We start from the raw sequence: 25862 nt of genomic DNA, 5'->3' as shown, positions 1-25862 counted from the left end.
CGGGATCAGTCTAAGAGGCTTGTGGCGACACGGCCGAGGCCCTGCGCCGCCCGCGCCCAGCTTGTCATCGAGGCATCCTGATCAAGCAGCGACTTCCGGCCGGCCGTCAGGCGCGCGGCATAGGTCGCGTCGTCGCTGCTCTGCTCGGCTGCCGCCGTGCTGCGGAGCCCCGCCACGAGCGCGGCCGAGGAACCATCATTCGGATCCACCCCGCCCGCCGCGAGGCGGGCCCGCGCCGAGGCGATCGAACGCTCGAGCTGCGCCTGCCGCTCAGCCGTGTTCTGCGCGGCCTGAACGCTGAGGATCTGCTGCTGCGCCTGTTGCTGCTGCAGCGCGTTCGCCTGCTGCACCTGGGCATTCTTCTTCTGTCGCGCCGCCTGCTGGCTCTGGGCGTAGATGGAGGCGCCCGTCGCGGCGAGCGTCACGATGGGGGCGAGCTGCGCCATCAGTCAGTCATCCTCGTCTCTGTGGTGACGGAAAGCAGGGTAAAGGGAAGCGGGGCGTCGCCCTCAATCCGCCAGAGCGGCGCGAGCGAGGCCCTTTGCCAGCCCAGGCCACGAACCGTGACATCGCCGGTGAAGAGCGGCGGCGCCGCATCCAGCATCGGGCTGTCGAGGCGACGAAACGGCACCGGCTGCACGCCACGGCCGAGATCGACCGCAAGCGAACCGGTGCCGAGCAGCCGAAAGGTAGCGGCAACGAGGCGGATAGGCCCCGTCCGCGCGCCCGCCGCCGAGACGATATCGGCCGGAAGCGGCTCCACCACATGAGCGAAGGACAGACCTACCTGCACCGAGGCAGCCGCAGGATCGAGCGCAATGCGTCCTGACAGGACCGTTGTCAGCTCTCGCGGTGCGCCGTCCGCCAGTACGTTGACCGTACGACCCTCGAGATGCGACAGGCCCGACCAGTTGGTGCCTGCCGCATCGCTGGTCCCGGCCACGCAAGCATCGAGCGCCATCGCATCGTCGAAGCGCTCGAGCCGGAAGCTCCCGGCCCGCTCCACCACGGCGAAGACCACGCCCTCGATCTCGGCGAGACAGCGGAAGGCACCGTCCGTCTCCTGCCGCGTCCATCCTGTCACGCCCTCGGCGCGATAGATGGTCAGCGTCGCGAGGCTGCCATCCGCCATCGCCAGGTGCAGCAACCGCCGCTGCGAGTCATAGGCCATCGAGACCGGCGAGACGATCAGGTGCCGCGCAATCAGCGAGAGGTCGTCCGCCTGATAGGCCTGCTGCAGGTCCGTGTAGGAAAACTCGTAGATCCCGCGCCCCGATCGCGCGACCGAGACAGTCATCCCGTCCACATCCATCGGTGCCACGCTGCGCTCCACGATGGAGCCCACGCGCGTCTGGCGCGTCACCTGGATCGAGGCCGGCGTCAGAGGATCCCCCGATACCATCCACTCCGCCCCAGAGGTGAAGACCTGCAGGTGCCTGCCCGCGAACACCGCGCGGATAGCGTTCAGTTCGTCGGAGACGAGCGAGAAGCCAATCGCCTGGTCGTCGAGCCCCGTACCTGGATCGAAGTTCTCGTAATTCGCACTGCGAGAGAACCAGAGCCGGTTCGGCAGGTCGCGCGACCCACCCAGCACCAGCCGCCCCTGGTAGAAACAGGCGCTGATAGGCCAACCATGTGCGCTGCTGAAGGCCGATTCCGCCCAGTCCGTCGTCGTGTCAGCGGAGGAGAGCGCATCGAGCACATCCGCCGCCACCACGCTCGGTGAGGAGAAAGAGGTGATCCGCAGCCTCTTCCCTCCGATCCGCAGCATCGCCCCGACATGCGAGGAGGCGAAGATCGGAGCGGTTGCCGTGACCGACACGTTCCCCGTCGTACCGCCGGGCGTCAGCCCCACACCCGCCGGCACGAAGCGAAAGAACGGTTCGGCCGAGAAGACGAAGGGCGCGACCGACCAGGTACCGGTCTCGGCGCGCTGCACCACCTGCGGCGGCATCGCGGGATGCAGCAGCAGCAGCATGCTCGCATTCTGCGTGAAGGTGATCTGCGGCAGCATCGCCGCCGTCCAGGATCCGGTCAGCTCCGCCACCTGCACGTCGTTGCGCATGATCCGTACGCGCCCATCAAGCAGCACGAGCAGAAAGGTCAGCTCCGTGCTCGCCTCATAGGGAACGAGGCGGGCAGCGCCGGGCAGCACCGCCAGGTGCCGCAGCCCCGGGCGCCGTTGCAGCCCTCCCGTCGGCTGGATGAACACGTTGCGCAGCTTCGCCGCCCCGTTGCCCCAGGCCGGCACGTCACCGCGCCCAAAGAGTTCCGGCGCCAGCTCCCCGGCCGTGAAGGCCGTCTTGGCGCGCTTGATCGCGGGCATGGCGCTCAGCCCCGCACGCTCAGAAGGGGAAAGTCCTCGATCCCGCGCACCGTCTGCTGCTGGCTATCGAGTAGGCGCGCCTGACGCAGCTCCGCCTCCGCGATCCGCATCAGCATCTCGGCGCGAGAGCTGTTCTCCGTCAGCGGCAGGCAGAACTCCGCCGCCAGGCGTGAGACCAGCGCGCCCGCGAAGAAGGGCGGGAACTCCACCTCCGCCACGCGAAAGATGTAGGTCAGCGTCACCGCCTCGGCATCCGCGTGAAGCCGCCCTTCCTGGATACGGTAGGCGATTCCGCGCCCCCGCCCGCTACCAGCCGAGATCACCCGCAGCAGGTTCGGCGGCAATTGGAAGGCGCAGGCAAAATCCGCCACCGGCACCGCGTCCAGCCGATTGAGTCTCATCTGCCCCGATGCAAAGCTCCAGGGATGGCAGGACAGCAGCGCATCGCGCGCGCCGGGATAGAGGTTGGCAGCCACTTCCGCCTCGGCCGTTCCCTCCTCCAGGGAGGCGATCGGCTGCGCACCGACCTTGAGCAGCGCGCGCGAGCAGAGGGCGAGGGCGGAGAGCGCCATCGTGTCGTTGCTCCCTTGTTGGAGAATGCCGGGGAAAACCGTCGAGGGATTGCGCAGGGCCGGCGCCGGCGCGGTCGCGAACGTCGCGGCCGATCAGGCGCGGAACAGGCGGCGCGGCCATGGCAGCCAGCTCCGCGCAGCATCTGGAGAGGAAAGGAGGCCGCGCGCGACGATCCCTCGTCGCGCGCGGCCCAAGCTGGCCGGCTTATTCGGCCGCGCGCATCCGCACGACGCCGGCGTTGTCGATCAGTACGGCGCCCTGGCTCATCATGTTGTTGACGAAGTGAGCGGCGCGGTCACCGTGCCAGGTCACGTCCGTCATCACGTCCTGCGCCACGGCATGGCCGATCGCCGTGCGATGGTAGAAGTAGCAGAAGCGCAGGTTGCCGCTCTTGGTCAGGCCCGAATGCGGCATCCACAGCGCGCCCAGCCAGCGCTTCGCCTGCATGCCCTTCCACGGCAGGTCGCCCTCGCCGATGAACTGCGAATTGGCGAACTCCGGGATCTGCAGCAGCTGGCTCCACTGCTTCCAGCCGACGACGGCGTAGCGGTTGCCGTCGTCCGGCACGTCGGCCGCACCGAGCATCTCGAAGGCCATCAGCACCTTCGCCTTGGTCAGCCCGTCGGTGTCGGTGGTGCCGGCCGCGGTGCCCACCGCCTCCTGCGTGGCGGTGTCGAGTGCGCCGATGATCAGCTCGTCGGTCTTGCGGCCGAGCGCGTAGGCGCCGGCATTCGCGACGATGGCGCGCTCATCGACGTTGGTCTTGATGTCGTCGAGCTTGTCCACCCACTCACCCGCATAATAGTCCTGCAGGAAGCACTCCACCGCGGAGTAGTCGAGGTTCATGACGGGTACGACGCCGTTGCGCGCCTTGGCCGCCGCCACGCCCTTGCCGACGCGGGGGAAAACCGTGGAAGCGCCGTGAATGCCCGTCTTGGAACGCACTGTCGGGCGCAGCTTGCTGCCCTGGCGCTGGAAGGCCTCGTGAACCTCGGCCTGGAACTGCTTGACGAAAGCCTGATCAATCGTTGCGGACACGTGTGTCGTCCTTCGGAAAGGGTTTGCGGCACGGCAGGGTGCGGTCGCCCGGTTGACCCACCCCGGAAAGGGGCAGGGGCCGGGCGGCACGCGAAACGGCGCGCGCCCGCCGCGGCCTTCTGGGCCAGGGCGGGTTGTTCACGCCGGAAAGGGGCTGGAAACGCGAAAGGGCCCCATCCGCGCGGCGGATGGGGCCCTTTCGGAACCACAGAGAACGGGGGCGGGCGGCACCAGGGGGTAGTAGGGTGCCACCCGCCCCCGCAGCCAACCCGCACGAGGGGGGATGCGGGTCAGCGGCAACGGGGCCACCCTTTGGGGGGTATCGGTGACCGCCGTCGCGGAGATGCCGGAATAACCCAGCAACTCGACTCTGGTTTCAGCAACTTAGACCAGAAACCTTAAGCTGGGATTGAGCCTTAGCATCACCCTCCCGTGAGGCGACGGAATCCTTCCGTCACTCGCTTCACGAAATCCGGCTCACGGGAACGCCAGTAGCGGGGATCCCGCATCATCCGGCGCAGCGCGGCCTCGTCCACGGCGTCCGGCACCTCGGCCTGGCGGGTCAGGGCGGGCTCGCCCTTCTCCATCATCCGGTGCAGCGCGATCACGCCGTCCGCCGTGGTGGAGAGTGCCGCAACCACCTCCTCCGGCAGGTTCGCCCGGCCCCAGGCCGAGATCTGCTTCGCCGTCCGGCGATACCGCTCCTCCCCGCCGAACTCTGCCCGCAGCCGGTCGCGCTGCCGCTCGGCCTCGAATTGCGAAGCCGCCTCGGCCACGATCGGCAGCAGCCGCTCCGCCGCCAGGTCATAGACCAGCTGAACCTGGCCCGGCGTGAAGCCCGCCCGGTGCAGCGCCGCATTCACCTCGGTGTCCGGCCCGACCAGCTCGTGCTTCGGCTGCACGACGTATTCGTCGGCCGTGTCCGGCACACCGATTGCCCGGCGGAAGCGCTGCCGCTCCTCCTCCGGCGCGTCGTCGCTCGGCGGCGCGAAGCGGGCTGAAAGCTTCCGCTCCAACTCCCGATAGGACTTCAGCAGCGCGTCCACCCGCAGTACGCCACGCTCGGCGTCCCAGAACTTCTCCGGCACATCGTCCGGCCGCACCGCCACGGCATCCACCGCGGCCTCGGTCCCGTCCGCGCCGGGCTCCGCATCGACCTCGAGCAGGTTCTCGGTCATTCGCTCGCTTTCTCCTCAATAGGGGCCAGGATGGCGCTCGGCGCCGAAAGGGTCCTGGCGAGGTACCGGGCCGCCGCCGGCAGATCGACGACGGCCGAGGCCGAGGGCCCCATCGCCGCCACCGCCTGCAGGAACAGCAGCGTGTTCGAGGCATCCGCCCGCCCCTGCACGCGGGCCAGCGGCGAGCGGTAGGCGATCCGCGCCTCCTGCCCGTCGAGGGTGATCATCGGCACCTCCCCCCGCCGCCGCAGGATCGAGAGGCAACGCGCGATCAGCGGTGTCAGCAGCTCCGCCTGCAGCCGTCCGTAGGTTGCCCCGAGCAGCCGCGCCGTCCCGGCACTCCGCTCCAGCACCTCGGTGGCCGTCATGCCGGGGCTGGCCGGCATCGCAAGCCGGTCCGCCAGCAGGGCGGAGCGGATCCGCGCCCGCATGTCCGAAAGCACCAGCTGCGACACGTCGAAGGAGCCCGGCGCCGCCAGCGGGGTCAGCCCCGCGGAGCCAACCGCCTTCGGGATGATCGAACCCGGCTCCAATCGCACCGTCGCCGGGTTCAGCACGCCGTCGTCATCGGCCTGCCAGATGCCCGTCGCCGCGATGGAGGCGTTCTTGAGCACCAGCTCCACCACCTTGTTCGCGGTGCGAATGTCCGGCAGCGCCTTCATCACCGGCCCGCGCCCATAGGTCTCGCCCGGCGCCTTCATCCAGCGGAAGGCAAGCAGCGGGCTCGCCTCGAACCGCCCCTCGGCGAGAAGCGTGCCCCGCCCGTCCCGCTCGAGCACCGCCGCGAAGATCGACCCGCCGAAGCTGGGCCACACCGCCTCGATCACCCGGCACTCGGCCTCAGCCCCAGTGGCCGCGACAAGGTCCGCCGGCAGCACCGCCGCCGGGTACCGCGCCGCCAGGGCTGCCCCGCTCATCCGCACCAGCCGGAACACGCCGTCCAGCCGGCCGGAAGCGCCCTCCTCCAGCACCGCCTCTTGCAGCGGCACCGCCGTGAAACGCAGCGCGGAGGGCTCGCCAGGCGGCGCCTCCTCCACCATCACCACCCCGGTCCCAGCCACCACCAGGTCGAGAAAGGCCTGCGGCATCTCCAGCGCAAAGTTGGAGCGGTCCAGATGCCCCTGCAGCGTCTCCGCCGCCGGCTCCAGCACCCCCGCCAGCTCCGGGTCGGCACAGCCCTCCACCGGCGCCAGCCCAAACCAACGCGACCAGGGCGGCGTCAGCTCCGCGAGCAGGGAAGCCGCCAATCCCTCCGCCGCGTCGGCCGCCGTGCTGTCATAAAGGGCTGGCCCACCCGAACCCGGGTTCCGCGCCAGCACATGATCGTAGCAGTCCCGCCAGACGCCCTCCCAAGGGCGGCGGCGCTCCAGCGCGCGCTCGGCGCGGGCAATGATCTCGTCGGGCGTCATGCCGCGGCCCCTCCCTCGGGGCGCGGCGCCGCGGAATTGCTGCTGCCCATGCGCCTGCCTGCTCCTGCTTGTGAAAACCGCTCCCGCCGCGATCGCCAGGGCCCGAAAAAGCACAGGCCCGGCGCCGGAAGGGTCCGGGCCGGGCCTGCAAGTTCGGAGGGGATCGGGAGGGATCGTCGCCAGGCGCAACTGTCCCGTTGACAAGGACGCTTTTAGCCGCGCCCCTCGCCTTCGTCAAGAACATTTTCCTCATTGCGGAACTTTTTCTCTAAACGCCGGAACAGCCCATAGGGCGTCACCGCGAAAGGCGCCGTCGGCCCCAGCAGAGCCCGGCAGAGCGAGACACAGGAGAGCGGCACAACCGCCGGCAGCGCGCGCGCGGGCGCCCCCGGCAGGAAGGGCCCAAGCACCCGGCACCCCGCCCGCCGCCAGAATCCCGGTAGGTCAAAGCCCGAATCCACCGCCAGCCGCGTCACCAGCAACCGCCCGGAGAGCGGGTCGAGCACCGTCCACCCGGCCTCGTCCTGCAGCCCCGCGAAGCAGTGCCGGAACCCCGGCCGCAGCAGCCGCATCCAGCCCTGGTCTGCCCCGCCGCCGAAGGCGAGCCAGAGCAGTTGCGGACGCGACTCCGCCACCCGGCGGTGCCCTGCCCCCCCGGAAGCGGCACCGCCGCCCCGGTTTCCCGGGGCGGCGGCCAGCAGATCGATCATTGGCACCGAAGGTGCGGAATTCATGGGCCTTACCCCGCGCGGAAGGGCACCACCTCACCCGGCTCCGGCGCACCGGCGGGCCCGGCCACAATCCCCTTCATGCGCAGCGGCCACTCCAGCCGCTCCATCGCCTCACGCCAGAGGCGATAATCACCCCGCTCGCGTGGAGAGGTCGCGTCGGGCGCCGTGCCCCGCTCGCCCCAGATCCGCATGATGCGGGCATGGGCGAGGTCGATCCGCCGCTGCCGGTAGAGCCGGTCGAGGGCCTTCACGACGTCATCCGGCTCGCAGGGGCGGCTCACCAGGCCGCGCCCGGAGACGATCCGCGCCCCGTCGCGCCGGGCGACCAGAGCCGCCATGGTCCAGAACCAGGCCTCGTCGGCACTCTGGAATGGCTGCACCTTGTCCAGGCTCGAAAGAGTGGTGGTCGTTGCACGAAGAGAACCGGAAGTAGGACGGGTCATCGGGGGCTGATCCTGTCGGTTGTGAACACAACGTGAACATCAACCCACGGAGACGTGAACGTCAAGTGGATTCTGTGACGTCATTCCTGTTGATCCCTGATTCCTCGCCTATATGATGAGGAACATGCAACACAATGACATCTGGCGCGCGATTGATGCGCTGGCGGCGGAGAACGGCCTCTCCGCCTCCGGCCTCGCCCGCAAGTCCGGCCTCGATCCAACGGCATTCAACCCCTCGAAGCGTACGGGTCCGGACGGCCGCGCCCGATGGCCCTCGACCGAGAGCGTCGCCAAGGTCCTCGCCGCCACCAGCACCGGCATGGACGAGTTCGCCAGCCTCATCACCGGCAATCTCCGCACCTCCACCCGCCCCAGCCGCCGCATTCCCCTTATCGGACTCGCCCAGGCCGGCAGCAGCGGCTACTTCGACGATGGCGGCTACCCCGTCGGTGGCGGCTGGGACGAGATCAGCCTCCCCGAGGTCGGCGATCCCAACGCCTACGCCCTGGAAATCAGCGGCGACTCGATGGAACCCGTCTTCCGCGACGGCGACGTCATCATCGTCTCGCCCAGCGCCCCTGTCCGCCGCGGTGACCGCGTGGTGGTCCGCACCGGCGGCGGCGAGGTCATGGCGAAGGAACTGCTGCGTCAGTCCGCCAAGCGGGTCGAGCTCTCCAGTCTCAACCCCGCCCACCCCAACTACAGCTTCGACCTCGAGGAGCTGACCTGGATGCACCGCATCGTCTGGGCCAGCCAGTAGGCGCCCCGCCTCAGTCGCCCGCCCCGCCGGTGGCCAGCAGCCGCAGCACTCTCTGCGGGTCCTGGTCGCCGGCCAGCGCCATCGCACGCCCGTCAGGCAAGGTCACGGAAGCCATGCCGGCGGCCTCGTAGGCGCGCTGCATCCCATGCCCCACGCCCGCGAAGGCCGGCGCCACCCCCGCCGCGTCGCAGAGGTCGCGGAACCGCCAGATGGCATTGATCCGCGCGTCCGGCGCCCCGGCCGGATCACCATCCGCCACCCAGATCCCATCCAGTCGCCGGAAAGCGAAGCCGGCCCTACCGCCATCGGCGAACACCACCCCATCGGCATGCGCCGGCACGCGCGCCCCCAGCGCCGCCAACCGCGCCTGCGCCGATTCGTCGTAATCCTCCGCTCGGATCCGCGCCGGTCGCAGCAGCCGGAAGGCCGCGACGAGAAGCAGCAGCGCCGCCACCCCCACCCCGAAGCGCAGCGGCGCCGGCGCGCCGGACAACAGCACCACCTCCCACCAGGCCGCCGTCGAGACACGCCCGTGATAAGCTACCGTGGCTAGCGACAGCCCGCAGATCACCCCCGCCGCCAGCGAGAACACCCGCGAAGCCGTCAGCGGCTCCCCTGTCAGCCGCGCGTCCCGGTAGAAGGCGCCCCCCATGGCCGCGAGGAACAGCCCGGTCCCGAGATACCCCGCCGCCACCCACCAGGGGTCACCGCGAATCGCCAGGATCGCCACGCCGTTCGCCAGCAGGAACAGCCCCGCCCACCAGGCCAATCGCAGCCGCCGCAGCATTCCATAAGAAACCACCAGCAGCAGCGACCCGACGACCGAGGCCGCGAACTGGCTCGCCAGCGCCGCCCACTCGCCCCCCCAGTGCGCGATGTCCGACCCCCGGGCCGGCAGCGCGCCCACAAAGATCAGCACCACCCCACCCAGGCCCGTCAGCCCCGCGAGAACCGGCACCTCCAGCGCCCCGGTCACCCGCGTCTCCACCTGCATCCGCCCCATTGAGGGCCGCCGGTGACCCAGTTCGAAAGCCGCGAACAGCCCGCCCGCGAGGAACAGCGGCACGATGTAGTAGAACAGCCGGAACAGCAGCACCGCTCCCACCACCTGGGCGGAGGGCAGGTAGGGCTCCAGGCTCAGCAGGATGAACCCGTCGAAAACCCCGAGCCCCCCCGGCACGCTCGCGGCGAGCCCGGCCGTATAGGCCGCGATGTAGATCCCCAGGAACTTCCAGAAGGTCAGCCCCGGCGCCTCCGGCAGCAGCCAGTAGAAGATCGCCGCCGTCACGGCCACGTCCACGCTCGCCAGCGCCACCTGCGCCACCGCCATCCGGAAGCCAGGCAGGTCGATCTGGTGCCCGAACGCCTTGAAGTGCGGAAAGCGCCGCGACAGCACCACATAAACCGCGACGATCGCCCACATCGCGACGCCCACCACCTGCGCCACCCAGGAGGGCACCACCTCCCCCGCCGCCTCTCCCACCCAAGGCAGGACGGAGGGTTCCAGCACCAGCACCAGCCCGCCCAGCGCGAAGCCCCCAAGCCCGAAGGTCAGCGAGGTAAAAGCGATAACCTTCGCGATCTCGACCGGCGTCAGCCCCCAGGCCGCATAGAAGCGGTAGCGCACCGCCGCTCCCGACACTGCCGCGAAGCCCAGGTTATGCGCGAGCGTATAGGCACAGAAGGAAGCCAGCGAGGTTCGCAAATAGGAGATCGGCTTCCCCGCATAGACCGACCCCAGCCGGTCGTAGATGGTCAGCACCGCATAGGCGACGACCGTCCACCCTCCGGCCAACCAGAGCTGCCGCGCGGAGGTCGCCTCCAACGCCCGCCCCACATCCGCCACCGAGAGGCTGCGGAACTCCCGCTGCACGACGTAGAGCGCGCCCACCAGCAGGACCAAGCCGAAGACGGTCGGACCGTGCTTGCGGATCAGCGCCCAGGTCATGCCGCGTCAGCACCCTTGTCCAGCGAGGACTCGATCAACGCCACCGTCTCCGGAATGCCGTAGAGCGCGACGAAGCCCCCGAAGCGCGGCCCCTCCTCCTGCCCAAGCAGCACCTGGTAGATCGCCGCGAACCAGGCCCGCGAGACACCCGGCCGGGAGGGATCCTTCCCCGGCTGCAGGAACGGCTCCCGCCGCCCCGCGTCATAAACAAGATCCTGAATGGCCCCCGGCCGCTCCGCCGCCGGCAAGGCCTCAATCCGCGTCCCGTTCTCCCGCAGCAGCGCCGCCAGATGCAGCAGCGCCTCCCGTTCCGGCTCCGTCGCCGGTCGGAAGCGCTTCGTCGGCTTCACCACGTCCCGGTAATAGGCCGAGGCCCGCTCCACCAGCACCGACAGCATCGGCGAGGCCTCCGGCGTCGCCTCCGGCGCGTGCCGCCGCAGATACCCCCAGAGCATCTCCGGCGTCTCGGCATTGGCCGCCACCGCCAGGTTCAGCAGCAGGGTGAAGGTGATCGGGCTCCCCGCCCCGTTCGGCAGGACACCCCCATGGATGTGCCAGGCCGGATTGGCCGGGTCCTCTGCCGCGCGCAGCTTCTCCACCTGCGCCAGATACTCGTCCGTCGCCCGCGGGATCACGTCGAAATGCAGCCGCTTCGCTCGCCCGGGCTGCTGATACATGAAGAAGGACAGGCTCTCCGGTGGCGCGTAGCGCAGCCACTCGTCGATCGTCAGCCCATTGCCCTTGCTCTTGCTGATCTTCTGCCCCTGGGCATCGAGGAACAGCTCGTAGGTGAAGCCCACCGGCGGCTCTCCCCCCAACACCCGGCAGATCGCCGAGGACAGCTTCACGCTGTCGATCAGGTCCTTGCCCGACATCTCGTAATCGACGCCCAGCGCGAACCAGCGCAGCGCCCAGTCCGCCTTCCACTGCGCCTTCACGTGCCCGCCCGTGACCGGCGTCTCGAAGCGCTCCCCCGTCTCGGGGTCCCGCCAGACGACGGTCCCCGCCTCCGGCCGCGTCTCCTCCATCGGCACCTGCATGACGATGCCCGTCCGCGGATGAATCGGCAGGAAGGGCGAATAAGTCGCCCGCCGGTCCGGCCCGAGCGTCGGCAGGATCACCCCCCTGACCTCCTCATGCACCGCCAGCATCCGCAGCAGGGCCTGATCGAACCGCCCGGAGCCGTAATACTCGGTCGAGGACGCGAATTCGTACTCGAACCCGAACTCGTCCAGGAACGCGCGCAGCCGCGCATTGTTGTGCGCCCCGTAACTTTCATGCGTCCCGTAGGGATCGGGAATCCGCGTCAGCGGCTGCCCGAGATGCGCCCGCAGCATCTCCGGCTGCGGCGCATTGTCCGGCACCTTCCGAAGCGCATCCATGTCATCGGAAAAGGCCAGCAGGCGGGAAGGCAGCCCCGTCAGCCGCTCGAAGGCCCGCCGCACCCAGGTGGTCCGCGCCACCTCCCCGAAGGTCCCGATATGCGGCAGCCCGGACGGCCCGTAGCCCGTCTCGAACAGCGCCATCCCCTTCGCCTTGACCGAGGCGCGGCCGGCCACCTTCGCCGCCTCCTCGAAAGGCCAGGCGCGGGTGTTGAGAAGGGAGGGATCGGCGGAGGGACGTTCCATGGCCGCCCCCAATTGCCCCCGCGCCCCCGCCCGGTCAACGCGCGGGCATCCCTGATCCCCACAACAAGCGCCTCGCACCGCCGCGCGCCGCCTGTATAAGCCACCCTGCCACTCTGGCCGGGCGTGCCCATTCCGGGCCCTCCCGATACGCCTCGCAAGGAACGCAGGTCATGCGCGTTGGGGTTTTCGGCGCAACGGGCGCCGTCGGCAAGGAACTGGTGCAGGTCCTGGGCGACCGCGGCTACCCGGTGACCGAGCTGCGCCTCTTCGCCTCCACCCGCAGCGCCGGCACCCGAATTCCCACCCCCTTCGGCGACAAACGGATCGAGGTCTACGACCCCGCCACCCCGCCCCGCCTGGACCTCGCCCTCCTCGCCGTCTCCGGCGACTGGTCCAAGGCCCATGCCCGCCAGCTCGTCGAGGCCGGCGCCGTGGTGGTGGACAACTCCTCCGCCTTCCGCCTGGAGAGCGACGTTCCCCTCGTGGTGCCCGAGGTGAACGCGGCCGCCGCCGGCAGCGCCCGCCTCATCGCCAACCCCAACTGCACCACCGCCATCCTCGCGGTCGCCCTCGCCCCGCTGCACGAGGCCTTCGGCCTCAAGCGCGTCATCGTCTCCACCTACCAGGCCGCCTCCGGCGCCGGCGCCGAGGGCATGCAGGAACTGGAGGAGGGTCTGCGCGAGGTCCTCGCCAACGGCGGCCAAGCGACGAACAAGTTCTTCCGCCACCCCTTGCCCATGAACCTCATCCCGCACATCGATAGCTTCCAGCCCAACGGCTACACGCGGGAGGAGATGAAGGTTACCTGGGAGACCCGGAAGATCATGGGCCTGCCCGACCTCCTCATCTCCTGCACCGCGGTCCGCGTCCCCACCATGCGCGCGCATGCCGAGGCCGTGACAATCGAGACCGAGCGCCCCATCACCGCCGAAGCCGCACGCGCCGTCCTCTCCAACGCCCCCGGCGTGAAGCTCGTGGACGACGTGGAGAACGCCCTCTACCCCATGCCGCTGACCGCCAGCGGCAGGTACGACGTCGAGGCCGGCCGCATCCGCGCCAACCCGGTCTTCGGCGACTGCGGCCTCGACTTCTTCGTCTGCGGAGACCAGCTCCTCAAGGGCGCCGCCCTGAATGCGGTGCAGATCGCCGAGGCCCTGCCGGTCAAGCTCGCGGCCTGACAGCGCAGCGCACCACGAAAAAGGGGCGGGAAGGCTTCGGCCTCCCCGCCCTTCTTTTTTTCAGGCACCGCCCCTAACCTGGGCGGCCCCGATCCTCACTCCGCCGCCTGCCGTGCCGGCACGGACATCCCGAGCCCCTCCGCCGCGCGCCGCCCGTATTCGGCATCCGCTTGGGTGAAGTAGTCCACCATCTTCTCCCGGATCACCGGCTCGCACTGCGACAGCGCGCCGACGAGATTCATCACCAGCTCGTCCCGCTCCGCATCCGAGAAAGCCCGGAATCGTTCCCCGGCCTGCTTGAAGTCATTCGTGCGCTCGATCTTCTGCCGGCCCACATGCCCCTGCACGAAGGGCCGCGGCGGCGGCCCGGCACGCTCCTGCTCGCGCAGCCCGCCGAGGTTGGACGGCTCGTAGTTCACATGCGGGTTCGCGCCCTGCTCAGCTCCGTCCACGTGGTAGCTCATCTGCCCGCCCCGCTGGTTCGTCGCGAAGGGACATTTCGGCGCGTTGATCGGCAGCTGCAGGTAATTCGGCCCCACGCGGTACCGCTGGGTATCCGAATAGGCGAAGGTCCGCCCCTGCAGCAGCTTGTCGTCCGAAAAGTCGATCCCGTCCACCAGCACGCCCGTGCCGAAGGCCACCTGCTCGACCTCGTTGTGGTAGTCCACGGGGTTCCGATCCAGCCGGATGGTCCCGACATGCAGCAACGGGAACTCGTCCTCCGGCCAGAGCTTCGTCACATCCAGCGGGTCCCAGTCCAGCTCCGGATGCTCGTCGTCGCTCATCACCTGGATGAACATGTCCCATTCCGGGAACTCGCCGCGCTCGATCGAGTCGTAGAGGTCGCCGGTGGCGTGGTTGAAGTCCTTCGCCTGGATCGCCTCCGCCTCCTTCGCCGTCAGGTTCCGCACCCCCTGCTTCGGCTGGAAGTGGAACTTGCAGAGCACTGCGCTGCCTTCCGCGTCCACCAGCTTGTAGGTGTTCACCCCCGAGCCCTGCATGTGCCGGTAGTCGGCCGGGATCCCCCAGGGTGAGAAGAGCCAGGTGATCATGTGCGTCGCTTCGGGCGTCATGCTCACGAAGTCGAAGAAGCGCCCCATCATCTGCCGGTTGTGGATCGGGTCCGGCTTGAAGGCATGCACCATGTCCGGGAACTTCAGCGGGTCCCGGATGAAGAACACCTTCAGGTTGTTCCCCACGAGGTCCCAGTTGCCGTCCTCGGTATAGAACTTGATGGCGAAGCCGCGGGGATCGCGCAGCGTCTCCGGGCTGTGCCCGCCATGGATCACGGTGGAGAAGCGCAGGAAGATCGGCGTCCGCGTCCCCTGCCGGAACACCTTCGCCCGCGTGTACTTCGTGATGGGGTCATCGCCCGCCATGCCCGTCGGCTCGAACCAGCCATGGGCCGCCGCGCCCCGCGCGTGCACCACGCGCTCCGGAATCCTTTCGCGGTCGAAATGCGTGATCTTCTCGAGAAACTGGTAGTCCTCGAGCACCAGCGGGCCGCGCGACCCAACGCTGCGGCTGTTCTGGTTATCGGAAACTGGATGGCCCTGACGCGTCGTCAGCCCCATCCCCGGCTTTGCGCCCGATCCTTCCGCCATCGAGACCTCCTCTGTCCCCCCGCGCGGCCCCGGCTGCAGGACCGGCAGGCCACGGAATAACGTGGGAGCGAGGAGATGGATGGGGCCCAGGTGATCGTAAGATCACCGAAATAGCGGCGCCCGGCTTAGGCCGAACGGAAAAGGGCGGGAACCGAAGTCCCCGCCCCCATGCCTCAGCCCGCCAGGCTGCGCCCCGCCGAACCGAGATCCGCAAAGGCCTCGTCCAGCCGCTTCGCGATGCCCTTCTCACCGGCCCGCAGCCACTTCCGCGGGTCATAGAGCTTCTTCTGCGGCTTGCCGGTGGCCGGATCGATCTGGTGCTTGAACGCCACCGGATTGGCCTCGACATAGGCCCCGACAGGCTCCGCGAAGGCGAACTGCGTGTCCGTGTCGATGTTCATCTTGAACACGCCGTAGGACACCGCCTCGGTGATCTTGTCCTTCTCGGAACCCGAGCCGCCGTGGAACACGAGGCTCATCGGCTTCTCGCCGCCCCCGAACTTCCCGGCCACTGCCTCCTGCGACGCCTTCAGGATCTCCGGCCGCAGCTTCACGTTCCCCGGCGCATAGACGCCGTGCACGTTCCCGAAGGAGGCCGCCATCGTCACGTGCCCGATCGGCGTCAGCGCCTCCCAGGCCTTCAGCACATCCTCCGGCTGGGTGTAGAGATGCGCATTGTCGGCGGATTCCTCGAGGTCATGCCCGACCCCGTCCTCCTCGCCGCCCGTCACGCCCAGCTCGATCTCGAGGCTCATCCCCAGCGGCGCCATGCGCTTCAGCACGGCCGCGCACTCCGCGATATTCGTCTCCAGCGGCTCCGCCGAGAGGTCGATCATGTGCGACGAGAACAGCGGCTGCCCCGTCTGCTTCATGTGCTCCTCGCCATGATCGATCAGCGCGCTGATCCAGGGCAGCAGCGAGCGGTCGGCATGGTCCGTGTGCAGCACCACGCAAACGCCATAGGCCTTCGCCATGGTGTGCACGTGCTGCGCCGCGGAAACCGCACCCAGCACCCGCGCGGCATTGGCGTCCGGGCAGCCCTCGCCGCCGAAGAAGCGCGCGCCGCCGTTGGAGAGCTGGATGATCACGTCGGCCTTGTTCTTCGCCGCCGATTCCAGCACCGCGTTGATGCTGTTCGTCCCGACCACGTTCACGGCCGGCAGCGCGTAGCCGCCCGCGCGGCAGGCCTCCAGCAGCGTGAGGTAGTCGGCGCCCGTCACGACGCCCGGCTTCAGCTTCGTTCCGGCGGCGGCCGGCGAGATGTGGTTCACGCTCTGATTCCTGTTCTGGTTGCTGATGGAGAGGGGATACCCCCGGAACACGCCGCCCAATATGGCCCAGACGGCCTCTCCCTGAAATATCATGGAAAACGGTCCACGGACTCCCCCGCGCGAACAAAGCGGGTATAGACCCGCCGATGCCCCCCGTTGCGGCCACCCCCCGCCTTCTTCTCCCGGAAGCACCCGCGCTCGTCGCCGGCATCCGCCGCGCCACCCTCGTCACCACGGAGGGCGAGATCAAGACGCTCTCCGCCGATCAACTCGCCCGCCGGCTGCCGGAACTCCCGCCCCCGCTCCTCGTCCACGCCCCCGCCACCGCACGCCGCCTCGGGCTGCCCCCCTTCCCCGTCGCCTTCGATCTTCTCGAACTCTTCGCCTTCGTCCTCCCCGCCCAGCCCGCCGCCCCGACCCCGCGCGGCCTGGCCCTCGCCCTCGACCTCGACCCGCCGAAGGACGAGGAAGCGGCCGCCATCCTCCTCCCGGAGATCGCGACTACCCTCCTCCGCCGCCTCGCCGCCACCCGCCACGCCCCCATCAACCGGGACGCCGGCATGCTCGCCGCCCGCCTGCGCGACGCGGCCGACTGGCCTTGGGCCGCCAGCATCCTCGCCGCCCTCGGCCAGCCCGAGGCCCGCCCCTCCACCGACCCCCTGAAGGTCTGGCGCCGCCTGCCGGAATGGGAGGAAACCGCCCCCCCGAACCCGCCCGCCTCCATCCCCATCGCCCCGCTGGAGGCCCGCAAGCGCCTCGCCGAAATCCTCGGCGCCGATTCCGAGACCCGTCCCGCCCAGGCCGACTACGCCTCCGCCGCCTCCCTCGCCTTCGCCCCGCGCGAGATCGAGGGCCAACCCGCCCTCGTCCTCGCGGAGGCCGGCACCGGCACCGGCAAAACCCTCGGCTACATCGCCCCCGCGAGCCTCTGGGCCGAGCGCAACGGCGCCCCCGTCTGGATCAGCACCTACACGCGCAACCTCCAGCGCCAGATCGACCAGGAACTCTTCCGCCTCTACCCCGACCCCGAGGACCGCCGCCGCCACGTCGTCATCCGCAAGGGCCGCGAGAACTACCTCTGCCTCCTCAACCACGAGGAAGCCGTCAGCGGCGCCATGCCGTCCCGCCTCCTCGCCCTCTCCCTCGTCTCCCGCTGGGCCTTCGCCACCCGGGACGGCGACATGCAGGGCGGCGACTTCCCCGGCTGGATCGCGGAGCTCTTCCCATGGGGCCACGTCGCCGGCCTCACCGACCGCCGCGGCGAGTGCATCCACTCCTCCTGCCCCCACTGGCGCCGCTGCTTCGTCGAGCACTCCATCCGCCGCGCCCGCACCGCCCGCCTCGTCATCGCCAACCACGCCCTCGTCATGATCCAGGCCGCGCTCGGCGGTGGCGAGGACCGCCCCGCCCTCCGCTACGTCTTCGACGAGGGCCACCACCTCTTCGACGCCGCCGACAGCGCCTTCTCCGCCGAGATCAGCGGCGGCGAGATGGCCGAGCTCCGCCGCTGGCTCCTCGGCGCCGAGGGCTCGCGCGGCCGCGCCCGCGGCCTACGCCGCCGCCTGGAGGAAACCACCTCCGACCACCCCGCCCTCCTCCCCCTGGTGGAGGAAGCCCTCCGCCACGCCGGCTCCCTCCCCGGCCCGGGCTGGGGCTCCCGCCTCGGCGAGCCCGACGAGCGCGGCTTCGACGCGGAGGGAGAAATCCATCCCGGCATCCCCACCAGCACCAACCCCGGCGAAGCCTTCCTCCGCACCGTCATCACCCAGGTCCTGGCCCGCAGCGCCGAGGCCGATGCCGGCTACGACGCCGAATGCGACCTCCATCCCCTCAACCCTGGCGTCGCCGATGCCGGCGCCGCTCTGGAGGACGCCCTCGCCCGCATCGAGACCCCACTCCGCGCCCTCCACGGCCGCCTTACCGGCCTGCTGGAGGACCCCGAGGCCGAACTCGAAACCGGCGACCGCATCCGCCTCGACACGGCCCGCCGCGTGGTGGACCGCCGCGGCCTCCGTCCCCTCGGCGCCTGGCGCGCCATGCTCAAGTCCCTCGCCGCCCGCCCGCCCGAGCCCGGCACCCGCCCCGCCCATGTGGACTGGCTCGCCCTCACCCGCCGCGAGGGTCGCGTCATCGACGCCGCCCTCCACCGCCACTTCCTCGACCCCACCGAGCCCTTCGCCTCGACCGTCGCCGCCCCCTCCCACGGCCTCCTAATCACCTCCGCCACCCTCCGCGACAGCGGCGAGGGCGACGCCGAGACCGCCTGGGAGGAGGCCGAGTCCCGCACCGGCGCCATCCACCTGCCCACCCCCGCCATCCGCGCGGCAGTCCCCTCGCCCTTCAACTACCCTGACCAGACCCTCGCCATCGTCGTCACCGACGTCCTCCGCGAAGGTCCCCAGGCCGCCATGGCCATGGAAAGGCTCTTCCGAGCCTCCGGCGGCGGCGCCCTCGGCCTCTTCACCGCCATCCGCCGCCTGCGCGACGCCCATTCCCGCATGGCTCCCGGCCTGGAAGCCGCAGGACTGCCCCTCTACGCCCAGCACGTCGACGCCATGGACAACGCCACCCTGGTGGACGTCTTCCGCGCCGAGGAGGATTCCTGCCTCCTCGGCACCGACGCCCTGCGCGACGGCGTGGACGTCCCCGGCCGCTCCCTCCGCCTGCTGGTCTTCGACCGCATCCCCTGGCCGCGCCCCACCATCCTCCACCGGGAGCGCCGCACCCATCTCTCGGGCGGGCGGCCGAAATCCTACGACGATGCCATCGCCCGCCACCGCCTGCGCCAGGCCTTCGGCCGCCTGATCCGCCGCGCCGACGACCGCGGCGTCTTCGTCCTGCTCGACTCCCGCGCCCCCACCCGTCTCCTCGCCGGCCTCCCGGAAGGCGTTATCCCCCGCCGCATGGGCCTCGCCGAAGCGGTCCGCGAAACGCGCGCCTTCCTCGGGGACCATCAAGGGGATCACTTCCCGGATGGCGGGCGCCATGGTGACCACCAGGGCGATTGACGCGCCGCCCCCACCGCGCGAACCCTTCCCCCATGATGGACACGAACATGATGGACGCCGAGCCGGCTCTCCCCACCCGCTTCACGGCACAGGAAGCCCTCGTCTGCGCCATGGTGCTGATGGGCGTCTCCGACCGTGGCATGTCGGACGCGGAACTCGCCACCATGTCCCGCCTCGTCCGCGAACTCCCCGTTTTCGGCGACTTCCATCCCACCGAGATCGACACGGTCACCGAAGTCGTCCTCAGCCTGCTCGACGAGACCGACGGTCTCGACCGCGCCGCCGAGATGATCCGCGACGCCCTTCCCCCCCGCCTGCGGGAAACCGCCTACCTCCTCGCCTGCGAGATCGCGGCCGCCGACGGCGACGCTTCCCAGGAGGAGCTCCGCTTCCTCCAGGACTTCCGCATCACCCTGGACATCGACCGCCTAATCGCCGGCGCTATCGAGCGGGCGGCCAAGGCGCGCTACCAGGTCATCTGAACGGGCGCCTCGCGGCGGCAACATCCCCGCCGCAGCCGCGTTCCCTGGGATGACATCCCTGAGGGAGCACGCCATGCCCGAGACCAGCACCCAGTCCACCCACCCGAAGGTCGTCGCGACCTTCGCCACCCGCGACGCCGCGGAAAACGCCCTCCAGTACCTCAACGCCGAGGCGATCCCGCAGGAACTCGTCTCCATCCGCACCAGCGAGGCCTCGCTTGAGCCCCCGCACGCCCCGGACGAGACGAACGGCCAGGTGCAGGAGGACGAGCACCGCAACCTCCGCACCATGGGCTCCAGCATGGCGGCCAGCGGCGCCGGCATGGCAGCTGCTGGTGCGGTCGTGGCCACCGGCGGCGCCGCCCTGCCGGCGATCGCCGCCGCCGCCATCGCCGGCCTTGGTGTCGGCGCCGCAAGCGAGGGTATCTCCGCCGCCACGGGCGTCAACGTGAAGCCGGACTCGGAAAAGGCGGCCGCCGTGATCACCGTCACCCCGGCCACCACTGACCAAGCCGAGCGCGCCAAGGGCGTGCTCCGCAAGGTCTCCGCGCTCCGCGTCTGGGAGGAATAAGGCGGGCTCAGCCCGGCAGAAGCCGCGTCACCGACGGGGCCGGCTTCTTCGGGCGCTGCTCGACCTCGTAGGCGACCTCCTCGCCCTTCCGAAGCTCCCTGCGCCCGGCCGCTTCCACAACGGAAGAGTGGACCATCACATCCGGCCCGCCATCATCGGGCCGGATGAACCCGTAGCCCTTGTGCGGCTGGTACCAGACCACCGTTCCCGTCGGCATCGCCCGACCTCCGCGCTGAGAGCGGCGAGGGATACGAAGCCGGCCACCCGGGGCGCAAGACCCGGGGCAGATGTGCCTCAATCCCGCAGGTCAGGCCTATCCCCGCCGCGGGCCACCCCGTTGTCGGTGCCATCCACCCGCCAGTTGGCTTCCCCATCGCCGCGCCTGACATCGAGCCAAACGCGGCGGAGGCCCTCCCATAGCGAGGGACGCACGGCGGACTCGACCGGCAAGGGCGCGTCGTGAGTGGACCGGGCAGGCCCTTCACAACCAGAGGTAGCATCCATGGCCGAATCCTATGCTGCCGGATGCGCCCTCCGCAATTCTTTCGATGCACTTCCTCTCAAAGCTTTGTGATCGTGTGATCAGGCGACCACGCATGAGAAAGGGGCGGCCCATTCCTGGACCGCCCCTTCCCTGAGCCGCTGATCCCGCCGGCCCGGCGAACCGGGCCGGCAGAGCCGGATCAGAAGTCCATGTCACCCATGCCGCCCATGCCGCCGCCGGGGCCGCCAGCCGGAGCCGCGGCCTTCGCCGGGCGCTCGGCCACCATCGCCTCGGTGGTGATCAGCAGCGAGGCCACCGAAGCGGCGTCCTGCAGGGCGGTGCGCACGACCTTGGTCGGGTCAATGATGCCGGCCTCGACGAGGTTCTTGTACTCGTCGGTCTGGGCGTCATAGCCGTACTCGTAGGCGTCCGAACGGAGCACCTCGCCGGCGATGACCGCGCCGTCCTTGCCGGCGTTCTCGGCGATCTGCTTCAGCGGCACCGCGATGGCGCGCCGAACGATCTCGATCCCGACCTGCTCGTCGTTGTTCAGGCCCTTGAGGTCGGCCAGCTTCAGCGAGGCGCGCAGCAGAGCCACGCCACCACCGGGGACGATGCCCTCCTCAACCGCGGCGCGGGTCGCGTGCAGCGCGTCATCGACGCGGTCCTTGCGCTCCTTCACCTCGACCTCGGACGAACCACCGACGCGGATGACGGCGACGCCGCCGGCCAGCTTCGCCAGGCGCTCCTGCAGCTTCTCGCGGTCGTAGTCCGAGGTGGTCTCCTCGATCTGCGCCTTGATCTGCTCGACGCGGCCCTGGATGGCCTCCTTCTCGCCGGCGCCGTCGATGATCGTGGTGTTCTCCTTCTCGATGCGAATGTTCTTCGCACGGCCGAGCTGGTTGAGCGTCACGGTCTCGAGCTTGATGCCGAGATCCTCGGAGATCACCTCACCACCCGTCAGGATGGCGATGTCCTCGAGCATCGCCTTGCGACGATCGCCGAAGCCCGGGGCCTTCACGGCCGCGATCTTCAGGCCGCCACGCAGCTTGTTCACGACGAGCGTGGCAAGCGCCTCGCCCTCGATGTCCTCGGCCACGATCACCAGCGGACGCCCGGACTGCACGACGGCTTCCAGGAGCGGCAGCATCGGCTGCAGCTGGGAGAGCTTCTTCTCGTGGATCAGGATGTACGGGTTCTCGAGCTCGGCGATCATCTTCTCCGCATTCGTGATGAAATACGGGGAGACGTAGCCGCGGTCGAACTGCATGCCCTCGACGACGTCGAGCTCGGTCTGGATGGACTTGGCTTCCTCGACGGTGATGACACCCTCGTTGCCAACCTTCTCCATCGCCTGCGCGATCATCTCGCCGATCTCGGTCTCGCCGTTGGCGGAGAGCGAACCGACCTGGGCAACCTCGGCGGAGGTCGTGATCTTGCGGGTCTTCGCCTGCAGATCAGCGACGATCACGGCCACGGCCTTGTCGACGCCGCGCTTCAGGTCCATCGGGTTGAGCCCGGCGGCCACGGCCTTCGCACCCTCGCGGATGATGGCCTGGGCCAGCACGGTCGCGGTGGTGGTGCCGTCACCGGCGAGGTCGTTCTGCTTCGAGGCCACTTCGCGCACCATCTGCGCGCCCATGTTCTCGAACTTGTCGGCCAGCTCGATCTCCTTGGCGACGGTCACGCCGTCCTTGGTGATCCGCGGCGCGCCGAAGCTCTTGTCGAGCACGACGTTGCGGCCCTTCGGGCCCAGCGTGACCTTCACGGCATCGGCGAGAATGTCCACGCCGCGCAGCATGCGCTCGCGGGCATTGGAACCGAACTTAACGTCCTTGGCTGCCATACTTGCTTCTCCTGCTTCTCGTTGCTGCTCAGGCGGCCTTGGCGGTGGTGGCGCCGGTCGACTCGACGATGCCCATGATGTCGGACTCCTTCATGATCAGGAGCTCCTCGCCATCGAGCTTCACCTCGGTCCCGGACCACTTGCCGAACAGGATGCGATCGCCGGCCTTCACGTCCAGCGCCACGATCTGGCCCTGCTCGTTGCGCGCGCCGGCGCCGACGGCCACGACCTCACCCTCCTGGGGCTTCTCCTTGGCGGTGTCGGGAATGATGATGCCGCCAGCGCTCTTCTCTTCGGCCGTGACGCGGCGAACGAGAACGCGGTCGTGCAGGGGACGGAACTTGGTCATGCGGTCCTCTCCTGAGCCTTTATCTGGGATGAACCCGGCCGGGTGAGGCGCACCGCCCGAAGGCCGTTAGCACTTGCACCCGGTGAGTGCCAGCGATCTAGGGGATGACCCCCCTTCTCGTCAAGCCCGGCAGCACTCCGGCACGGAGAGTGCCAAAGCATTGATAAGAAACATTTATTGAGTTTCGAAGTTAATATTGCATGGCACCATCAGCCCCTGGCGGCACTCTCGCCGTCTGGTTGAGAGGAACAGGGACATGCTTCTGCACGGCATCGAGCGCGTCGTCCGGATCCCCGACTGGCGCCTCACCACGGCCGAAATCCTCTACCGGATGCCCGACCACCCCGCCGTCCTGCAGACCTTCGTCTGGCAGAAGGTCGATCAGGCCCCGAACTTCCCGGAACTCCACGGCTTCCTCGAGTTCTGGCGCCGCGAGATCGAGGGCGCCCTCCACTCCGTCCGCGTCGCCTCCGCCGCGCTCTGGCGCCCGGCCGAGTTCACCTATGCCGAAGGCGAACTGCGCCTGCACTGAGGGGCAGGGGCCGGGCCGCTCAGCGCCCGGCCCCCGCGAACCAGCCAAGAACCCCCGTCAGCGTCACCACGGAGGCTATGGTCCCGAGCAGCACGGCCGCGCCCGAGCGCTCCATGCCCACGGCATAGCGCCGCGCCATCAGAAAGGCATTCGCTCCCGTCGGCATCGCTGCGAGCGTCACCATGACCGCCAGCTCCAGCCCCGAGAGCCCCGCGAGCCGCCCCGTACCGAATACGGCCAGCGGCAGCACGACCAGCTTCAGCAGGTTGATCACCACGGCATCCACCCAGTCCCGCTGGATCCGGAAGTCCCGCAAGGAGGCGCCGAGGCAGAAGAGCAGCAGCGGGCTCGTCCCCGCCCCCAGGATCTCGAGGAACCGCGCGAGGAAGAAGGGCAGCGGCGGCATCAACAGCCCCCAGAGATTCCCGAGCACGACCGATACCACCACCGGATTCCGCGCCACCGATCGCAGGGTCGTCCTCATCACCCGGAGCGGCGAGGCCCCCTCTGCCAGGCCCATCTCCGCGACAATCGTGGTCAGCGGCATCATGATGAGCGAGTAGATGCCGACGATCGCGGTCGCCGGCGCGATCCCCGCAGGCCCGAAGGCCGCGAGCACCACCGGCACCCCCATCATCAGCGTGTTCCCGAAGGCGCAGTTCAGGGCAAACAGCCCCGACTCCGCGAGCCCCCGCCCCGCCACGAGGCGCGAGAAGGCCAGTGCCCCCGCATAGACCGCCAGCACCGCCGCGAAGAAGGCCAGTTCCAGCCGCCCGCCATGCCCGGCCAGCCCCCCGCCCGAGGCCGCGGAGATGAACAGCAGCGCCGGCGCGCAGAGCCAGTAGGCGAAGTCGTTGATCGCCCGCAGCCCGTCATCCGAAACCCGCCGCCAGACCCCCGCCCCGTAGCCGAGCGCGATCAGCAGGAAAACCGGCGCGACAAGGCCGAGGACCCCGAGCAACTACCCCATCCCCGCCACGAATTCCCCAAGCCAGGGGTTCCGCGCCCGCGCCGTCCGCGCGGCGTGCAGGATGGCGGCCACCGTATCCACCGTCTCCTCGAACACGCTGTTCACCAGCACATGGTCGAATTCCTGCCAGTGGGAGGCGTCGTCGCGCGCCTTGCCCATGCGCCGGACGATCTCCTCCTCGCTGTCCTGGCCCCGCGCCCGCAACCGCCGCTCCAGCTCGCCGATGGAAGGCGGCAGCAGGAAGATGCCCACCACATCCTCCGGCATGGCCGCGCGCAGCAGTAGGTGCCCCTGCCAGTCCACGTCGAACAGCACGTCCCGCCCCCCGGCCAGCGCCCTCTCCACCGGCTCCCGCGGCGTGCCGTAGCGCCGGCCATAGACATGGGCGCTCTCCAGCAACTGCCCCGCGGCCTCCATCGCCTCGAACTCCTCCAGGCTGCGGAAGTGGTAGTGCACCCCCTCCAGCTCCCCCGGCCGTGCCGCCCGCGTGGTGGCGGAAATCGAGAGCGAGAGCTGCGGCTCCCGCCCCAGCAGCGCCCGCGACACGCTTGTCTTCCCCGCGCCGGAGGGCGCCACCAGAACCAGGCAGAGCCCACGCCGCCTCATCATCCCGCTCATTCCACGTTCGCCGCCTGCTCGCGCAGCCGCTCGATGGCCGCCTTCAACTCCAGCGAGATCCGCGTCAGCCCGAGGCTGCCGGACTTCGCCCCCAGCGTGTTCGCCTCCCGCCCGAACTCCTGGGTCAGGAACTCCAGCTTCCGCCCGATCGGCGCCGCCTCGGCCAGCAGCGTCCGCGCCGCCGCCACATGCGCCCCGAGACGGTCCAGCTCCTCCCGCACGTCCGAGCGTGAGGCCAGCAGCGCCACCTCCGCCGCCAGCCGATCCTCGGGCACCCGCCGCTCCCCCTCCAGCAGTTCCGCCAGCACGGCGGAAAGCCTCGCCCGGTGCGCCGCCGGCTGCCCGGCCGCCTCCTCCACCGCCCGCCGGCACAGCGTCTCTATCTCGTCGAGCAAGGTCGCCAGGATCAGATCCAGCCGCGCTCCCTCGGCCGCTCGCGCCTCGAACAACCCGTCCAGCGCTTCCGCGAAGCCCTTCGACACGGCCGCTCGCCGCGCCGCCTCGGCTACCTCGTCCGGCACCTCCACCTCGGTGCGCAGCACGCCCGGTAGCGCCAGCACCGCCTCCGGCCGCGGCGCAGCGGCACCCGGCATCCGCTCCGCCAGCTCACGCACCAGCGCCATGGCGCGCTCCAGCGCCGCCTGGTCAAGCACGAGTTTCGGCGCCCGGTCCTCGCGCTTCACGGTCAGGTTGGCGCTGATGTTCCCGCGGGCGAAGCGCCCCGCGGCCGCCTCCCGCAGCGGTGCCTCCAACGCGTCCAACCCCCCAGGCAGCCGCAGCCGCACATCCAGCCCCCGCCCGTTGACGCTGCGAAGCTCCCAGGCGAAGGGGGTGCCGTCCGGCAGGGTGCCGGTGGCACGCGCGAAGCCGGTCATGGATCGGATAGACATGCGCGGCCTTCTGCGGCGGGAGGCG

24 protein-coding genes are annotated in these 25862 nt (G+C 69.8%); 6 read left to right on the top strand and 18 right to left on the bottom strand.

The window, feature by feature from the left end; all coding sequences use genetic code 11:
- Positions 1-5 precede the first annotated feature (5 nt).
- From BO39_RS05515 to BO39_RS05480, 8 genes are all read right to left on the bottom strand, one after another.
- On the bottom strand, positions 6-446 hold the full coding sequence (locus tag BO39_RS05515; protein ID WP_052401569.1) for a hypothetical protein: 441 nt from the start codon (positions 444-446) through the stop codon (positions 6-8).
- Positions 446-2326 (bottom strand): phage tail protein, encoded by a 1881-nt coding sequence (locus tag BO39_RS05510; RefSeq protein WP_043830769.1) that lies wholly within the window; start codon positions 2324-2326, stop codon positions 446-448. The genes BO39_RS05515 and BO39_RS05510 overlap by 1 nt, the downstream gene beginning before the upstream one ends.
- Before the next feature lie 5 nt (positions 2327-2331).
- On the bottom strand, positions 2332-2898 hold the full coding sequence (locus BO39_RS05505; RefSeq protein ID WP_043830767.1) for a phage connector family protein: 567 nt from the start codon (positions 2896-2898) through the stop codon (positions 2332-2334).
- Between the two features lie 205 nt (positions 2899-3103).
- A complete protein-coding gene (locus BO39_RS05500) occupies positions 3104-3937 on the bottom strand; it encodes a phage capsid protein (protein WP_043830763.1) in 834 nt (277 codons plus the stop codon).
- A gap of 422 nt (positions 3938-4359) precedes the next feature.
- The gene (locus tag BO39_RS05495; protein ID WP_043830759.1) at positions 4360-5115 is read right to left on the bottom strand and encodes a capsid assembly protein; all 756 of its coding nucleotides are present in this window, start codon (positions 5113-5115) and stop codon (positions 4360-4362) included.
- Complete coding sequence (locus BO39_RS05490; RefSeq protein ID WP_043830757.1) at positions 5112-6524, bottom strand: portal protein; 1413 nt, start codon at positions 6522-6524, stop codon at positions 5112-5114. Before BO39_RS05490 ends, BO39_RS05495 begins: the two co-directional genes overlap by 4 nt.
- Positions 6525-6736: 212 nt before the next feature.
- Entirely contained in the window at positions 6737-7258 is a 522-nt protein-coding gene (locus BO39_RS05485) for a hypothetical protein (protein WP_245614978.1), read from the bottom strand.
- A 5-nt stretch (positions 7259-7263) separates the two neighbouring features.
- Positions 7264-7698 carry a hypothetical protein gene (locus BO39_RS05480; RefSeq protein WP_043830755.1) on the bottom strand — a complete coding sequence of 145 codons (435 nt, stop codon included), beginning with the start codon at positions 7696-7698 and terminating at the stop codon, positions 7264-7266.
- Between the two features lie 124 nt (positions 7699-7822).
- On the opposite strand from BO39_RS05480, the gene BO39_RS05475 reads away from it, so the two are divergent.
- A complete protein-coding gene (locus tag BO39_RS05475; protein WP_043830753.1) occupies positions 7823-8458 on the top strand; it encodes a S24 family peptidase in 636 nt (211 codons plus the stop codon).
- Between the two features lie 10 nt (positions 8459-8468).
- Here the strand turns inward: BO39_RS05475 and BO39_RS05470 are convergent, their stop codons facing one another.
- Positions 8469-10406, bottom strand: a complete 1938-nt coding sequence (locus tag BO39_RS05470) for a phosphatidylglycerol lysyltransferase domain-containing protein (RefSeq protein ID WP_043830751.1) — start codon at positions 10404-10406, stop codon at positions 8469-8471.
- Positions 10403-12034 (bottom strand): lysine--tRNA ligase, encoded by a 1632-nt coding sequence (locus BO39_RS05465; RefSeq protein WP_043830750.1) that lies wholly within the window; start codon positions 12032-12034, stop codon positions 10403-10405. The genes BO39_RS05470 and BO39_RS05465 overlap by 4 nt, the downstream gene beginning before the upstream one ends.
- A gap of 170 nt (positions 12035-12204) precedes the next feature.
- On the opposite strand from BO39_RS05465, the gene BO39_RS05460 reads away from it, so the two are divergent.
- Complete coding sequence (locus BO39_RS05460) at positions 12205-13212, top strand: aspartate-semialdehyde dehydrogenase (RefSeq protein WP_043830749.1); 1008 nt, start codon at positions 12205-12207, stop codon at positions 13210-13212.
- Positions 13213-13307: 95 nt separating this feature from the next.
- Here BO39_RS05460 and BO39_RS05455 read toward each other — a convergent pair whose 3' ends face one another.
- A complete protein-coding gene (locus BO39_RS05455; protein ID WP_052401567.1) occupies positions 13308-14816 on the bottom strand; it encodes a catalase in 1509 nt (502 codons plus the stop codon).
- 173 nt (positions 14817-14989) lie between these two features.
- Positions 14990-16087 carry a class II fructose-bisphosphate aldolase gene (gene fbaA, locus BO39_RS05450; RefSeq protein WP_156963495.1) on the bottom strand — a complete coding sequence of 366 codons (1098 nt, stop codon included), beginning with the start codon at positions 16085-16087 and terminating at the stop codon, positions 14990-14992.
- Between the two features lie 146 nt (positions 16088-16233).
- On the opposite strand from fbaA, the gene BO39_RS05445 reads away from it, so the two are divergent.
- The 3 genes from BO39_RS05445 (at position 16234) to BO39_RS05435 (ending at position 20148) form a co-directional block, all read left to right on the top strand.
- Positions 16234-19095 carry an ATP-dependent DNA helicase gene (locus BO39_RS05445; protein WP_052401565.1) on the top strand — a complete coding sequence of 954 codons (2862 nt, stop codon included), beginning with the start codon at positions 16234-16236 and terminating at the stop codon, positions 19093-19095.
- A gap of 32 nt (positions 19096-19127) precedes the next feature.
- The gene (locus BO39_RS05440) at positions 19128-19577 is read left to right on the top strand and encodes a tellurite resistance TerB family protein (protein WP_342666309.1); all 450 of its coding nucleotides are present in this window, start codon (positions 19128-19130) and stop codon (positions 19575-19577) included.
- 73 nt (positions 19578-19650) lie between these two features.
- Positions 19651-20148 (top strand): hypothetical protein, encoded by a 498-nt coding sequence (locus tag BO39_RS05435; RefSeq protein ID WP_043830748.1) that lies wholly within the window; start codon positions 19651-19653, stop codon positions 20146-20148.
- Positions 20149-20155: 7 nt separating this feature from the next.
- Here the strand turns inward: BO39_RS05435 and BO39_RS05430 are convergent, their stop codons facing one another.
- The 3 genes from BO39_RS05430 to groES all read right to left on the bottom strand — a co-directional run bounded on the left by BO39_RS05430 (position 20156) and on the right by groES (position 22827).
- Complete coding sequence (locus BO39_RS05430; protein WP_043830747.1) at positions 20156-20365, bottom strand: cold-shock protein; 210 nt, start codon at positions 20363-20365, stop codon at positions 20156-20158.
- A gap of 466 nt (positions 20366-20831) precedes the next feature.
- Positions 20832-22478: a chaperonin GroEL gene (groL, locus tag BO39_RS05425; RefSeq protein WP_043830744.1), complete on the bottom strand. Its 1647-nt coding sequence runs from the start codon at positions 22476-22478 to the stop codon at positions 20832-20834.
- Between the two features lie 28 nt (positions 22479-22506).
- Positions 22507-22827, bottom strand: coding sequence for a co-chaperone GroES (gene groES / locus BO39_RS05420; protein ID WP_043830742.1), 321 nt, complete (start codon positions 22825-22827; stop codon positions 22507-22509).
- A 256-nt stretch (positions 22828-23083) separates the two neighbouring features.
- Between groES and BO39_RS05415 the strand changes: the two genes are divergently transcribed.
- Complete coding sequence (locus BO39_RS05415; protein WP_043830741.1) at positions 23084-23359, top strand: usg protein; 276 nt, start codon at positions 23084-23086, stop codon at positions 23357-23359.
- A 19-nt stretch (positions 23360-23378) separates the two neighbouring features.
- Here the strand turns inward: BO39_RS05415 and BO39_RS05410 are convergent, their stop codons facing one another.
- Genes BO39_RS05410 through BO39_RS05400 form a run of 3 tightly spaced genes read right to left on the bottom strand, consistent with a single transcriptional unit; the run spans position 23379 to position 25837 of the window.
- A complete protein-coding gene (locus BO39_RS05410) occupies positions 23379-24320 on the bottom strand; it encodes an AEC family transporter (protein WP_043830739.1) in 942 nt (313 codons plus the stop codon).
- Positions 24321-24947 (bottom strand): guanylate kinase, encoded by a 627-nt coding sequence (gene gmk, locus BO39_RS05405; protein WP_043830738.1) that lies wholly within the window; start codon positions 24945-24947, stop codon positions 24321-24323.
- On the bottom strand, positions 24944-25837 hold the full coding sequence (locus tag BO39_RS05400) for a YicC/YloC family endoribonuclease (RefSeq protein ID WP_043830737.1): 894 nt from the start codon (positions 25835-25837) through the stop codon (positions 24944-24946). The genes gmk and BO39_RS05400 overlap by 4 nt, the downstream gene beginning before the upstream one ends.
- Positions 25838-25862 lie beyond the last annotated feature (25 nt).

This window comes from Roseomonas aerilata DSM 19363, from assembly GCF_000711725.1.
GTDB lineage: Bacteria > Pseudomonadota > Alphaproteobacteria > Acetobacterales > Acetobacteraceae > Roseomonas > Roseomonas aerilata.
This window is presented reverse-complemented; position numbering and strand designations above follow the sequence as displayed.